This window comes from Muriicola sp., assembly GCF_049669965.1.
Lineage (GTDB): Bacteria > Bacteroidota > Bacteroidia > Flavobacteriales > Flavobacteriaceae > Muriicola.
On the sequence record NZ_JBATLB010000162.1, the window covers coordinates 1 to 14,429 of the forward strand.

11 protein-coding genes and 1 pseudogene are annotated in these 14,429 nt (G+C 40.3%); 5 read left to right on the forward strand and 7 right to left on the reverse strand.

Translation table 11 applies throughout. The annotated features are described in order from the left end of the window. Positions 1 to 148, forward strand: a pseudogene (locus WBM49_RS08665) (endonuclease III); the annotation flags it as partial. 15 nt (positions 149 to 163) lie between these two features. Here the strand turns inward: WBM49_RS08665 and WBM49_RS08670 are convergent. The 3 genes from WBM49_RS08670 to WBM49_RS08680 all read right to left on the reverse strand — a co-directional run bounded on the left by WBM49_RS08670 (position 164) and on the right by WBM49_RS08680 (position 2,093). Continuing rightward, on the reverse strand, positions 164 to 307 hold the full coding sequence (locus tag WBM49_RS08670; RefSeq protein WP_424371657.1) for a hypothetical protein: 144 nt from the start codon (positions 305 to 307) through the stop codon (positions 164 to 166). 68 nt (positions 308 to 375) lie between these two features. Further along, a complete protein-coding gene (locus WBM49_RS08675) occupies positions 376 to 960 on the reverse strand; it encodes an RNA polymerase sigma factor (protein ID WP_424371658.1) in 585 nt (194 codons plus the stop codon). Between the two features lie 548 nt (positions 961 to 1,508). Continuing rightward, positions 1,509 to 2,093 (reverse strand): RNA polymerase sigma factor, encoded by a 585-nt coding sequence (locus WBM49_RS08680; RefSeq protein WP_424371659.1) that lies wholly within the window; start codon positions 2,091 to 2,093, stop codon positions 1,509 to 1,511. Positions 2,094 to 2,332: 239 nt separating this feature from the next. Between WBM49_RS08680 and uvrA the strand changes: the two genes are divergently transcribed. Then, positions 2,333 to 5,116, forward strand: a complete 2,784-nt coding sequence (gene uvrA / locus WBM49_RS08685) for an excinuclease ABC subunit UvrA (RefSeq protein ID WP_424371660.1) — start codon at positions 2,333 to 2,335, stop codon at positions 5,114 to 5,116. Between the two features lie 213 nt (positions 5,117 to 5,329). After that, positions 5,330 to 6,589 carry a hypothetical protein gene (locus tag WBM49_RS08690; RefSeq protein ID WP_424371661.1) on the forward strand — a complete coding sequence of 420 codons (1,260 nt, stop codon included), beginning with the start codon at positions 5,330 to 5,332 and terminating at the stop codon, positions 6,587 to 6,589. A gap of 107 nt (positions 6,590 to 6,696) precedes the next feature. Here the strand turns inward: WBM49_RS08690 and WBM49_RS08695 are convergent, their stop codons facing one another. Genes WBM49_RS08695 through WBM49_RS08710 form a run of 4 tightly spaced genes read right to left on the reverse strand, consistent with a single transcriptional unit; the run spans position 6,697 to position 12,146 of the window. Continuing rightward, positions 6,697 to 8,157 carry a polysaccharide biosynthesis C-terminal domain-containing protein gene (locus WBM49_RS08695; protein WP_424371662.1) on the reverse strand — a complete coding sequence of 487 codons (1,461 nt, stop codon included), beginning with the start codon at positions 8,155 to 8,157 and terminating at the stop codon, positions 6,697 to 6,699. Continuing rightward, positions 8,157 to 9,428, reverse strand: a complete 1,272-nt coding sequence (locus WBM49_RS08700; RefSeq protein WP_424371663.1) for a glycosyltransferase family 4 protein — start codon at positions 9,426 to 9,428, stop codon at positions 8,157 to 8,159. The genes WBM49_RS08695 and WBM49_RS08700 overlap by 1 nt, the downstream gene beginning before the upstream one ends. 2 nt (positions 9,429 to 9,430) lie before the next feature. After that, positions 9,431 to 11,863 (reverse strand): YfhO family protein, encoded by a 2,433-nt coding sequence (locus WBM49_RS08705; protein WP_424371664.1) that lies wholly within the window; start codon positions 11,861 to 11,863, stop codon positions 9,431 to 9,433. Between the two features lie 19 nt (positions 11,864 to 11,882). Then, positions 11,883 to 12,146, reverse strand: a complete 264-nt coding sequence (locus WBM49_RS08710; RefSeq protein WP_424371665.1) for a DUF4834 family protein — start codon at positions 12,144 to 12,146, stop codon at positions 11,883 to 11,885. 87 nt (positions 12,147 to 12,233) lie between these two features. Between WBM49_RS08710 and WBM49_RS08715 the strand changes: the two genes are divergently transcribed. Together WBM49_RS08715 and WBM49_RS08720 are read left to right on the forward strand one after the other, a co-directional pair. Next, positions 12,234 to 13,268: a transporter gene (locus tag WBM49_RS08715; RefSeq protein WP_424371666.1), complete on the forward strand. Its 1,035-nt coding sequence runs from the start codon at positions 12,234 to 12,236 to the stop codon at positions 13,266 to 13,268. 112 nt (positions 13,269 to 13,380) lie between these two features. Continuing rightward, positions 13,381 to 14,429 (forward strand): GTP cyclohydrolase (locus WBM49_RS08720; protein ID WP_424371667.1); only part of this gene is annotated, 1,049 nt, incomplete at its 3' end.

The window sequence follows — 14,429 nt, forward strand, 5'->3', positions numbered from 1 at the left end:
ATTATGGAATGACCTGCACCTTCAGATCATTTGGTATGGAAGAGAGTATTCTCCCGCACGTGGGTGGAATCTGGAAAAAGACCTCATTACACAAACTATAGGAAGAAAGAAAGTACTTCAGGAATACGCAAAAAAAAAGGCCCGCTAATGCGAGCCGTAGTTCTTAGTTCAGAATCACTTCGAAACTGAACTGCCTGTGATTTATAATTCTAAGAGCTTTAGAATAAGCCACCAGTAATTGAATGGTCTCTGGTCCTACTCTTGGAATGTCAAAGGCATTTTTTTTAGTTGAGTAAATTTTTTCCATATGATTGTGATGTCGTTATGACTAGATAACGCAACCTATATGGAAATATTGTAAAAAGTTTTTGTGAACTACGAATTTGTCAATACGATGTTGTGCTTGTCAATGATCTTTCTGAGATTAATAAGTGCGTAGCGCATTCTTCCCAATGCTGTGTTAATACTCACTCCGGTGTTTTCAGAGATTTCCTTAAAACTCATGTCTTTGTAGATACGCATTAATAGCACTTCCTTCTGATCATCTGGCAACTCCTCAATAAGCAAACTTAAGTCGCTGTCTATCTGATCCTTAATAATCTGTTTCTCTGCGTTCAATTTGTCATCTCCTATGACAGAAAAAATATTAAAATCGTCACTGCCTTCAAATTTAGGCATGCGTTTGTTTTTTCTAAAATGATCTATGATCAGGTTGTGTGCGATGCGCATTACCCAGGGAAGAAACTTTCCTTCTTCGCTATAATTCCCTTTTTTAAGTGTTTTTATCACCTTTATAAAGGTATCCTGAAAAATGTCTTCCGTTACATCACGGTCCATTACCTTCGAATAGATAAAACTGCTGATTCTCTGGTTGTGTCTGTTGATTAGAATTTCTAATGATTTTTCATCCCCGCTGATGTAATCATTAACTAGTAGTGAGTCGTCCCTTAGTGGTTTCATAGTTAGATTTTCTTTTATTGGTTTCTTTAGAGTTTGTCTGTAAGCCTAATTAAATCAGCTTGTTATAATAATTTGAGTTACTTGATTTTCAATTACAATTTAAAAGTACCCAAACAGTGCCCCTCAGGAAAAACTATGTTGTAAAACAGCCGATTCTTGATGTGAACAACCACATTCGTAATTAGTAGCATTATAATTAAGCTAAGTTCTGTTGCCTGCTGTGAAGTAATGCAGGGCGGAAACCCAAATAGAAAAAGGCACTTTATGTAAAAGTGCCTTTGAAGTATAAATTCAATATGTTATGAACCCCTATGAGGTTATGGGATTAATCTCCATTAATTCAAAATGTTCTCAATTGTCATTCCCTTCACCTTACTTATATGTAAGGACTTTGAATAGTTGAGGAGAAAGTCTACCGTAGAGGGTTTCGCTGTTACCAGCTTACAATGTCTTGGGTGCTTTGAGTAAATCTGTTCCATAGAATCTGTTGTTACGTCTAAATAACGGCAGATATGGAGCAATCATGGAATTCCTCGTTCTAAGGCCCATTAATTCGTTAAAACTATTTGGTTCTTCTCAATGATCTTGCGCAGATTGATCAGAGCATAGCGCATACGTCCCAAGGCTGTGTTAATACTCACCTCTGTATTCTCCGCTATCTCGTTAAAACTCATATCCTGAAAAATTCGCATTTTCAAAACCTCACGCTGATCTTTGGGTAATTGAGCAATGAGCACTTCCAGGTCCTGATCTATTTGTTCTTTGATCAATTGCTTCTCTGCATTCAATTTATCATCTGTTAGCACAGAAAAAATATTAAACTCCTTATTTCCCTGATATTTGGGCATTCGTTTATTGCGCCTAAAATGATCAATGATAAGATTGTGGGCAATTCTCATGATCCAGGGCAAGAATTTACCTTCTTCATTATAGCTGCCGCGTTTTAAGGTGCTGATTACCTTAATAAAGGTATCCTGAAATATATCCTCAGTAATGGACATATCGTGTACCTTGGAATAAATATAACTACTTAGGCGTTGATTGTGTTTTTTGATCAGTATTTCAATGGCTCTTTCGTCACCATTGATATAATTACTAATGAGAATAGCATCGTCAATCGTTGTTTTTTGCATACAATTACTTTTTTGGTTCAATTCAGGGGCCGCAAGATGTGTAGGATGCGACTTTTTTAATCCTTTTCAAAAAAGTAATGTTGCTGTATAGGCAGAGTTTTGATTGATTAACACTTCAAAGATAGAAAAAATATGAGTTATCAATGACTAAGGAGAGTATTTAACATTTTTCAGTTCCCTTATTTATTCAGTTGGTGTTTGGTTTTGACATATTGTATCTTTGCAACTTTCATATTCATATGACCACAATTACAGAGGTAGATCCAAAGCACAACATCATTATTAAAGGGGCTAAGCTGCACAATCTAAAAAATATAGATGTGGTGATCCCCAGGAATAAATTTGTGGTGATTACCGGGCTTTCGGGTTCAGGAAAATCGAGTTTGGCGTTCGACACGCTCTATGCAGAGGGTCAAAGGCGTTACGTAGAAAGCCTTTCCTCCTATGCCAGGCAGTTCCTAGGCAAATTAGATAAACCAAAAGTAGATTCCATTAAAGGAATCGCTCCCGCCATTGCCATAGAACAAAAGGTGAATGCTACCAATCCCAGATCTACTGTTGGGACAAGTACGGAGATCTATGATTATTTAAAATTATTATTTGCCCGAATTGGCAAGACCTATTCCCCTATTTCGGGAAAAGAGGTTAAAAAACACACGGTAACGGACGTCGTATCTTTTGTAAAGCAATTTGAAGAAAATACCAAGCTCTTACTCCTGGCGCCTATTACTATTCCTGAAGACAGGGATAAGAAAAAAACACTGCAACTACTTTCTAAGCAGGGATATGCAAGAATAAAATACGGGGGAACGATCCATAGAATTGATGAGGAGTTGCATCAGAAAGTAGGTGATCAACTTTACCTGGTGGTAGATAGGATCGTAAAAAAAGATGATGAGGATTTTTACAACCGTCTGGCGAATGCGGTAGACACTACCTTCTTTGAAGGAAAAGGGGATTGTATCATCGAAGAAGTCGCGACAGGAAAGGAAACTGCTTTCAGCAATGCGTTTGAGCTAGATGGAATGGTTTTTTTAGAGCCTAATGTGCATCTATTCAGTTTTAATAATCCCTATGGCGCCTGTCCCAAATGTGAGGGGTACGGGGATGTTATAGGGATCGATGAAGATCTGGTAGTACCCAATACCTCCCTTTCCGTATATGAAAATGCCGTTTTCCCCTGGCGAGGTGAAAGTATGAGTTGGTATAGGGATCAGTTAGTAAATGCTGCCTATACTTTTGACTTTCCTATCCATAAACCCTGGTTTGAATTAACAGAAGAGCAAAAAAGCCTTGTTTGGGAAGGAAATGAACATTTCATAGGAATCACCAAGTTCTTTCAACAATTAGAAGATAAGAGCTACAAGATCCAAAATCGTGTGATGCTTTCCCGATATCGCGGTAAAACACGCTGCCAGGTATGTAAAGGGAAAAGATTGCGAAAAGAAACAGACTACATAAAGATCAATGGACGGTCCATATCAGATCTCGTGGAGAGTCCGATTATCCATTTAAGATCCTTTTTTGAAGATCTCGTACTATCGGATCACGACCAAAAGATAGCCAGTAGATTACTAAAAGAGATCAATACCCGTCTGGGCTTCCTGGACAAGGTAGGTCTGGGGTATCTAACCCTCAATCGAAAATCGAACACCCTCTCGGGCGGTGAAAGTCAGCGTATTAATCTGGCCACCTCCCTGGGAAGTAGTCTGGTGGGATCTATGTATATTCTGGATGAACCCAGTATTGGACTTCACCCAAGGGATACGGAGAATTTGATCGAAGTACTTTGTTCCCTGCGGGATCTGGGAAATACTGTCATTGTGGTAGAGCACGACGAAGACATTATGAAAGCAGCAGACCAAATTATTGACATAGGACCTGAAGCAGGTACTTTTGGAGGAGAAGTTGTAGCGAGTGGAACATATGCCGAGATCCTAATGGCCAGTTCATTAACAGCGGAATACCTCAATGGGAAAAAGGAAATAACCATCCCCACTACACGCAGAACCAGTCCTAATTTTATAAAGGTCATAGGGGCTCGCGAGCACAATTTAAAAAATATCGATGTGACCATTCCGCTCAATATGCTCACTATTATCACCGGTGTTTCGGGCAGTGGTAAGAGCACGCTCGTAAAAAAGATCGTTTATCCAGCCCTGTTAAAAGAATTGGGCGGATACGGAACCAAGGCAGGGCAGCACACTAACATTGAAGGGAAATACAAGGATATTAAGCATATAGAATTTGTAGACCAAAATCCTATTGGTAGGTCTTCCCGCTCCAACCCTGTGACCTATATAAAGGCGTATGATGACATCCGTAATTTATTTGCTGCTCAAAAGTTAAGCAAACTACGTGGCTATCAGGCCAAACATTTCTCCTTTAATGTAGATGGCGGACGCTGTGAGAAATGCAAAGGAGAAGGTGAAATCACTGTAGAGATGCAATTTATGGCCGATGTTCATCTGGAATGCGATACATGTGGAGGAAAACGCTTTAAAAAAGAAATACTCGAGGTTAACTTTGAAGGGGCTAATATAGATGACGTCTTACATATGACCATTGATAACGCGCTTAACTTTTTTCAACTTCACGATCAAAGTAAAATTGTCGCTAAACTTACACCCTTACAGGATGTTGGCCTTGGCTATGTGACACTGGGGCAGTCGTCCTCTACCCTATCTGGTGGCGAGGCACAACGAATTAAATTGGCCACATTCCTCGTAAAAGGAGCTTCCAAAGAGAAAGCACTCTTTATTTTTGATGAACCAACCACCGGACTTCATTTTCACGACATCAGAAAATTGTTAAAATCATTTAACGCCCTGATTGGCAGGGGACATTCTGTACTGGTGATTGAACACAACTTAGAGATGATCAAATGTGCAGATTATGTCATAGATTTAGGTCCGGAAGGCGGAGAACAGGGCGGGCATTTGGTGATTGAAGGCACCCCTGAAGAAGTTGTTGCCGCCAAAAAAGGACATACCTCTGCCTATCTTTCTTCAAAATTAGGGTAATTGTTCTAGTGTTTTCTACATCCGCATTCCACCTTCCCGAGTGGGTTCTTTTATGGCCCTTTTTGAGTATCAAAGGGAAGATTTGAGGATATATTGTATTTTTAAAATACTGATTATCAATGTATTAAATATATTTTTAATTTTTTGGCACGCTGTTTGGTATATCCATAGCGAATGTAAATAGTTACATTCTAAATTTTTAAAATTTGTGTCATGAAAAATCTACTACTCATTTTAGGAGCCTTCGCACTGAGCAGCTCAGTAGGGGCCACAACCTTGGAAAAAAATGTCGAAATCAGCAATGCATTTCGTTATAATAACTCTGTCATTTTTGTAGAAAATGGAATTACTTTCTCCGTTTATCCAGATGGTGAGTTCGATTTTTACATGGACAACCAGGTAAATTTTGGTGCCAACGTTAATATTGGAAGGGCCAATGTTACCTTTAATTCCGGATTTGACTATAGTCCTTTTGTTCAGTACGATGACTATGGCGCAGTGATTCAGATAGAGAATGTACCCGTATTCTATGACTATTACGGCCGCGTCTCTCAGATAGGTGGCATCAATGTTTGGTACAACAACGGCAGACTTAGACGTGTTGGCGGCTTGAATGTCTATTATAACAACCGAGGTTTGTTTAGCAGGTTTAATGGATATATCAATGTGTACAACAGGTATTATACCTTCAATCCATTTCACACATATTTTGCCAGACCCGCACTAGGTTTCTGCCTGGTATACAACAGACCTTACAGAAGGTATTATGCTCCGGTTCGTTACACCTATTACAGGCCTTATAACAGGAATTACAGAAGAGCCTATGCGGCGGTAGGAAAGAACTATCGTTATAATAACAGGTCAGAAAGAACATCTGTATATAGAAATGACAGGCGTGTGGTGGCCAGAAATAACAATAGCAGAAGGGACGACGGATATGCGCGAACTAACGGTCAAGGAAGAGATTTAAAAAGCGGACGTAGCAATAAGGTGGCTACTACCGGCAGAACAGCCTCCAGGACTGAAACTATGCGCACTAACAGAAGTGTAGATAGTAAAAGATCTGATACACAGTCCAGGGTAAACAGAACTACCCCGGTGAACAGGAACCGTTCAATGGAAACCGACAGAACAGCCTCCAGGACTGAAACAATACGCACTAACAAAAGTGCGGATAGTAAAAGATCTGACAAACAGGCGAGGGTAAACAGAACTACCCCGGTGAACAGAAGCAGTTCAATTACCACTGGCAGAACAAGTGCCAAGAAAGCCGTAGCCACCAGAAAGGTGGAGCGCACCCAAGGCAAAACTGTCAACAGCAGATCTAAGACTGTTACAAAGCGCCCGGAAAGCGCACAAAGAACAACAGTTAGTCGCAAGACAGTTAGTACTAAAAGAAGTGGTCCTAAAGCCTCAGCAAGAACGGCAAGTAAGACTAATGTAACTCGAAATAAAAGCAGACGAGTACAATAAGATAGTTTTTAGGTTGGTTAGTTGGTTAGCCCCGTAGCGGATTCGTCCCTGCGGGGTTTTTCATTGAAACCCTTTCAGATTCATTTGTGTAAACCTCTAATAAATTATTATTTCTTAGATCCCAGGTACTTAGATAAAACCCCAAATACATCCTCGGATATTTTAAAACGATACAAGACGCCTACATACATGGCCGTTATAAGAAGGCTTTTTAGAGCAATATTTAGTAAGGGATGAAAAGGAAACTGCAAGGCAAAAAAGAGCGCACATATAAGGATTATCAGAAAGATCACCTTAAATGATTCCATTGTAAATGGTTGGAGGTCCAAGGTGTATTTAACATAAATAAGTTTCAACAGATTGTAGATAAATATGGCCATAAAAGTAGCTAGGGCCGCACCCTCAATACCTATTCTCGGAATGAGGTACCAATTGAAAAGGATAGTACAAATTGCCAGGAGCACGCCTAAAAACAGTATGGCCCTGTAATGATCAGAATTATAAAGGATGGCGTTGTTATTCCCCAGCATTGCATCGAACAACTTTGCCAGACCAATCAGCAATACAATATTAAAACCGCCTCTGTAATTTTCCGGTAAGAGAAGATATAGATCTCCCAGATTTAAAAGGATCAGTATAAAAATGAGTCCGGAAATGATCTGTAACGTAAGTGAACTTTTGTGATACAAAACCTGAAGTCCTGCTTTATCGTTTTGATTTAACAGAGCTGCTGTCATGGGATAGGTGATCTGATGCATGGCACGCGAAGGAACTGAGATCACCGTGGCTATAAAAACTGCTACGGTATAATAGGCTACCTTCTCGATTTCAATAAATTGGTTGATCATAAATTTATCCACCTCCAAAAGGACCACAGCTGTGGAACCCCCTAGAATGATAAGAAAACTATAGGTTAAGAGGCTTCTGACATTGGCAGGGATCTGAAATCTAAGGCTTGGTTTTCTCAACCCAAACGCATACAACATCATGATCAGTGTTCGCATTAAATAGAGCCCCACCAATGCCTTTAGAAACAGATCAATAGAGATATATTCTGTATACACTCCAAAAAGCAAAAGCATTACGCCTGCCCTCGTAAAGATTTCCTTCATAAAATTACCAAAGACCGATCTCATATGAATCCGGGACCAGGAATAGAAGATCTCAAAATAGGACATCGCTAATGCGATCAGGAAAATATGCCATACGTAGTCCTGCACAATTATGTTTCGCTGTCCTATAAAACTGCCAATTGCCTCATTTGCCAGGTGGCTGTAAGCCCCGAGGGGAATGATCAATAAAAGGGGAAGTACGAGCATAAAGCCAAGAAAAATATCCTGTGCTTTCTTGTCCTCATATACACTAAAAAACTTGATCATGGTGTTGGGAACACCCAGCGCTAAAACCGGCATTAAAATGGCCGAGGTTGCCAAAATAACACCTACCAGCCCATAGTAGGTATCTGTTAGAAAGCGGGCATACAGAAACAGTGTGTTGATGGCTCCAATGGCAAAACCTATATAGGTAATAACCATATTGCTCAATGACTGTTTAAATACAATTCCCATTATATCTGTGCTGCTAATTTTCTAGTCAGTTCCTTTCTGCTATACTTTTCTATCCTGGTGATGGGCATTTGGAGCGAGTTATTTTGATAGGAAATAAACCATTCCCAAATAGTCTCTTTTAGCTCTTTCGCATCCTCATAGGTAAACACATTACCCGCCTTGGTTTCCCGAATCAGCTCTGCTGCTTCCCACCCAGGGGGGCCAATGGCCAATATAGGACGTCTGGCCGACATATATTCAAATAATTTTCCAGGAATGATTCCCATGGTCTCGTCCTTATTGATCTCAGCCAATAGTAGTATCTGTGAACTCCTTTGCATTAACAGTGCCTCCTCATGTGGCACATACGGCATCACTTCCAAAGCACTTTCCAAATCATATTTTTTGATCTCATTGAGCACTTCTTCACTTATCACGCCAACCAATTTAATTTGTAAGGATTGTTTAAAGCTTAAATGTTCTCTTGCCAATTCCGATAAAACACGCCAGAGCACGATAGGATTTCTTTCTGATAAAAGGGAGCCAATATGGGAGATGGTAAACCCAGTATCTAAGGCTGCCCCACCTTCGTAGTCCGTATCATATCCATTAGTGATCACAGATATTGGTCTGGTAGTTTTAGTTCGGAATTCCGTTTCAGTAGCCTTGCTGGTAACCAGGATCTTATCTGCCTCATTCAGCACCCTATGTTCTAAGGCCTGATGTTTTTTTTGGGATTTCCTGGTTAAGCGCAACGCTTTATGGTACCCAATGGAGGTCCAGGGATCCCTGAAATCTGCTATCCATGTTAATCCATGCTTTTGTTTTAACCCTACCCCTATCAGATGCAAACTATGTGGTGGACCTGAAGTGATCACTATTTGTATTTTTTCTTTTGTAATGATCTCTGACAAAAACTTAATAGAAGGTTTTACCCAGGATCTTCTTGCATCCGGAATAAAAAAATTCCCCCTAATCCAAAGAAACATCCGCTCTGAAAATGAAGGCTTTTTTGTTTTAATGATCCCCGAACTTATCCGATTGGTATTTTTACTGGAAATCAATGAGGCTAACTTATAGGGCTCCCAAATTGAATTGCGGTAGATGGTTAGACCTTCCGGAATTTCCTTAATTAAGGACGAATCGGTTATTGGATAGTGCGGATTCTTTGGGATGTAAAGAATGGGTTCAATTCCGTTCTCCGGTAAATATTTAATGAATTTAAGCCATCGCTGAACGCCCGGTCCACCAGCCGGGGGCCAATAATAGGTCACGATGAGTACCTTCTTCATGTTTATTGTTTCAGTTTTTTACGTCTCCAGAACGTGAAAAAACCTCCTCCTACTAATATCACTACCAGTAACAAGGAGCTCGCCAAAGAAATAGTACTACCCCTTTGTACTACCTCTGGTTCAAAGGCAAACATAATTTTATGTTCCCCAGATGGTACTTGCAATGCCCTTAAGCCATAGTTCACTTTAAAATACGGCACTTTTTTGCCATCTAAATAGGCGTTCCATCCATTGGCATAATACAACTCTGAAAATACCACCACCCCTTCCTGGCCATTGCTGGACACATACACGAGTCTGTTGGGTTGGTATTCTAGCAATCTAACGTTGGAGGTAGAATCTACCTCAAATCTGAATTTATTCAATAGAGGGAAGTCTTGTGTATTTACGACGGCCTCTGAACTTAGATCTAGGCTGTCTAGCGCCATAATTTCCTCATTGGCAGAGCGCACCGGGAACAAAAGTTCTATAAACCAGGCATTGCCATTGGCTTCCGGATTTACAGCGGCAACGCGCTGTCCTTCTTCATTTTGTTGTAACACGTACTTTACGTTAAGCATGTTCAGTACCTGCCTGTTATTTTGATAAATGTGATAGTCAAAAAGGTCTTGTATAATAGCTGGCTTGGCTGCATGATATCCTCCTATTGACTTGTGAAAATACGACGTCCTGGCTCCATTTAAACCCTCAGAGGTATCATATACCCTATACACCGTAGTGTCTGATAATATCTGTTTGTCTACTGCCTCTGCAACAAAGGGAGTATTCATCCTTCGCTTGGAAACAAAATCCTCCCCGTTAACATATCGCAGGGCTACCCCTACCAGATCCAGGCAGATCAGCGCGCCTAGGATCACTATGAGTGTGGTTTGTTTGATCTTTGACTTGATGAATAACCAAAGTACCGCAGCTGCCAGGATCACATAGATCAAAGAACGAAAGCTGTCACTAAGGTACACGGCCTCTCGGTCTCTTTTGATCATGGCCAATACCTCATCACCAAAATATCGCAAATAAGCAGCGTCATTTAGTCCGCTGAAATCAAACATCCCCTTTAACAATAAAATGAGGAGCCCTAAACCACCCGTAATTAACAGGGATAATTTAAGGGCATTTAACTTTTGAGATACCCGTGCCTCTTTTTTTATTATGGCTGAAAGTCCTAAAATACCAAGAATAGGGACACACAATTCTAATACCACTTGAATGGAAGAAACAGCCCTGAATTTATTATACAAAGGGAAATAATCGATCATAAAATCGGTAAGAACACCAAAGTTCTTACCCCATGATAGTAAAAGGGATAGCACTACTCCTCCTAACAACCACCATTTTGTATTACCTCTTACTAAAAATAACCCCAATACAAAAAGAAACACCAAGATTGCCCCCAAATAGGCAGGACCCGCTACTCCTGGCTGATCTCCCCAGTACAAGGGAAGTCCACTTGAAAATTCCAAAGCTTGTGATCTTGGAAGCCCCTGATTTGTTAAATACTCGTAAGTTTTCGACTTTGTTCCCAGGTTCTCGCTATTAGACCCTCCAAACATTCTTGGCACGAACAGGTCTAAGGATTCTGCTATACCATAACTGTATTGTGTTATATATTCTTTGTCTAAACCGGCTACTGTTTCCTTGGGTGTACCATCCGGGTTTATAGTGAGTTCTGAGGTGCCACGTGTGCTCCAGTCTGCGTATTCCTTGGTGGCCATTAGTGCCGTAGCATTTACTGCTATTCCAAGTACTACTGCGAGTACTAGAATCCCGATAGAGCTAAAATAAGCAGCCAGGGTACGTTTTTTGACTGCATCGATCAATACTACCAATCCTAACACCAATACCAATAGCATAAAGTAATAGGTCATCTGATAATGATTGGCGTTAATCTCAAGAGCCATTGCAATAGCAGTAAGGATAAAACCCCAGAAGTATTGTTTTCTGAAGGTGAGCAGAATTCCTCCCAAAAGCATTGGAAGATATGCAATGGCATGAGCCTTTGCATTGTGACCAACCCCAAGAATAATGATCAGGTACGTAGAAAACCCAAAGGCAAGAGCTCCCAATACAGCCAGCCTATAATCTATCTTCATACAACTCAAAAGGATATAGAAGCCCAGGAAGTATAGAAATAGATAATCTGCCGGTCTGGGCAAAAATCGCAAAACCTTATCGAGTTTTTTTACATAATTATGAGGATAATTGGCCCCTAGTTGATAGGTAGGCATACCACCGAACGCTCCATTGGTCCAGTAGGGCTCCGCATCCTTGGCCTCTCTGAAGTCGTTTTGCTCCTTGGCCATACCCGTGTATTGGACGATGTCTGACTGTTCTATTACCTTCCCCTGTAACACCGGATGGAAATAGGCCAAAGCTACTACCACAAAAAAAGTGACTACAAAAAAGTGGGTGAAAAATTCTTTGGAGATACCCTTCATTGAACCTTATATGCTTAAGTTATTCTATTTCTTCAAAATCTATATACTCTCCAACTTCCTTCGAAGAGGTCCTGGAATTGTTAGATTTTTGAGAATTATGTAAGTCCTGAACTTTCTGATCCCCGGTGTTTCCACCCATGTTTGCTTGTTCAAAGGCTTCCCTGAAGTGTCTTTCAGTCTTTTTCGCCGCATAATTGAAAACCTTTGGGGCCAACCACCTTCCTATTAGACGGAGCAGGTAATACACCAAAATGATGATCAATAGTGTCTTTAAAAAACCCATATTTTAAAACCTATTTATATCAAAAGTACAATTCCAACGTTGTAATAGCAGCACAAATGTCTTAAAAGTTTAATAAAATAGCGTCTAATGAAAGTATGCTTTCGCACCAATCCTTTTCATCTTTATATCATTTTTCTTTGTTCTGCACTTCCATTTACGGGGAACAGTCAATATACAGATGTTATAAATTCCAATAGACCCGGACTCTCCGTAAGCGCCTATGCAGTTGGTAAAGGAGTAATACAGGCCGAGACCGGATTTCTTTATGAACAGAGGGACCATACGGAGCTGTCTCAAGAATCAACTTTTATGGGCGCCGATCTTGCTCTTCGGTATGGTTTTTTTCGCGAAGCACTGGAGATCTCCTATGAAGGCACCTATGTACAGCAAGATATAACGTATACGGCCTTAGACAGGAATGAGAAAAGATCCGATTTTTCCAGGAATAGATTGGGAATTAAATATTTGCTTTACGATCCCTATAAAAACCCTGAACGTACCAAACCAAATTTGTACAGCTGGCGGGCAAACAATAAGTTCCAACTCAAAGATCTGGTCCCGGCCGTCTCTGTATATGCAGGAGCGACGTTTACCTTGGGTGATAATCCCTTTTATCCGGAAGACCCTATAGTGGCACCCAGGGCCATGATCGCTACCCAAAGCAGTATTACCTCCAGGCTGGTATTGATCTCAAATCTGATTTACGATAAGATCGGTACAGATTTTCCTGAAATGGAATACCTCATTTCCCTTTCGCACGCTTTTAAAAACCCGAAGTGGAGTGTTTTTATCGAAAATCAGGGAATAAAAAGCGACCGCTACGCAGACATCCTATTCAGAACCGGTATTGCCCATTTATTCAGCAAAAGTTTCCAGGCCGACATAAATGTGGGTGCCAGTATCAAAAAAACACCAACCAGGATGTTTGGAGCTCTTGGCTTCTCGTATCGCGTAGATTTCCACCAGGATGAGATAAAAGCACTCGATGATCAAAAAGCTGGGCAGAATGGTGACTTTATCAAGAAGAATGCCTTTAAAAAAGACGATGAGAACAGCCTCCCTGGTATTTCCAAGAAAAAAATGCGCAAACTAGAACGCAAGGCCAAACGCAAAAATCAGTAATCTTTCCACGGCTTAATGCTTAGAGTGTTTACACTATCTCTGTATTAAATGAGTCCAAGTCTTTATTCTATGGTCAATAATTCCTAATATTGACCAAGTAAAGCAGGGTATTATGGTAACCGTTCAACAGGCTGTCAGCAAGTCTGAAATAAAGAAATTTGTAACCTTTCCTTTTTCCTTATACAAGGATTCCCCCTATTGGGTGCCACCTTTGATCAAAGGTGAAATGGAATCATTTGATAAAACGAAGAATCCGGTATTTCAAAATGCAGATGCCTGGTTCTTTCTTGCTTATAAGGAGGGTAGAATCGTTGGAAGAGTAGTTGCTATGATCAACTGGATAGAAGTAAATCAGCAAAAATTGCGCAAAATGCGATTCGGTTGGTTCGACTTTATAGATGATGCGGCCGTAACCGATGCCCTTATAGCGAAGGTACAGGAGTTAGCCAAAACACATCAGATGGAATTTATGGAAGGGCCGGTGGGGTTTTCAAATCTGGATAAAGTGGGAGTGCTAACAGAAGGTTTTGACCATATTGGAACGATGATCACCTGGTACAATTATCCATACTATCAGGCACATTATGAACGTATGGGCTTTGTAAAAGAAAAAGGCTTTGAGGAGAATAAATTTCCGAACAGTAATGTGGACCCGGTCCTCTTTAAAAAATTACATGTGCTGATAAAGAAACGCTACGGACTTAGAGAAATAAACTTTAGCAAATCCTCTGAAATAATGCCATGGGTAGACCAGATGTTCGATCTTTTTAATGAGTCCTATGCAAAATTATCTTCTTTTGTCCCCATAACACCTATTCAAAAGGCCTATTTTAAAAAGAAGTATATAAGTTTTATTAATCCGGAGTATATTAAGTTCGTAGTAGACAGTTCGGACAAACTTGTCGCCTTTGCCATTGTGATGCCTTCATTTTCTGAGGCATTGCAAAAAGCTAAAGGAAAACTTTTCCCTTTTGGGTTTTTTCATTTGTTAAGAGCCAGAAAACGAAGCAAGGATGTAATATTCTATCTCATTGGGATTGATCCGGCATATCAAAATAAGGCGGTGACCTCTATTATTTTCAATGAATATTATGAGACCTTTAAAATAAAACAGGTACAGACCTGCTATAGAACGCCCGAATTAGAGGATAACATTGCCAT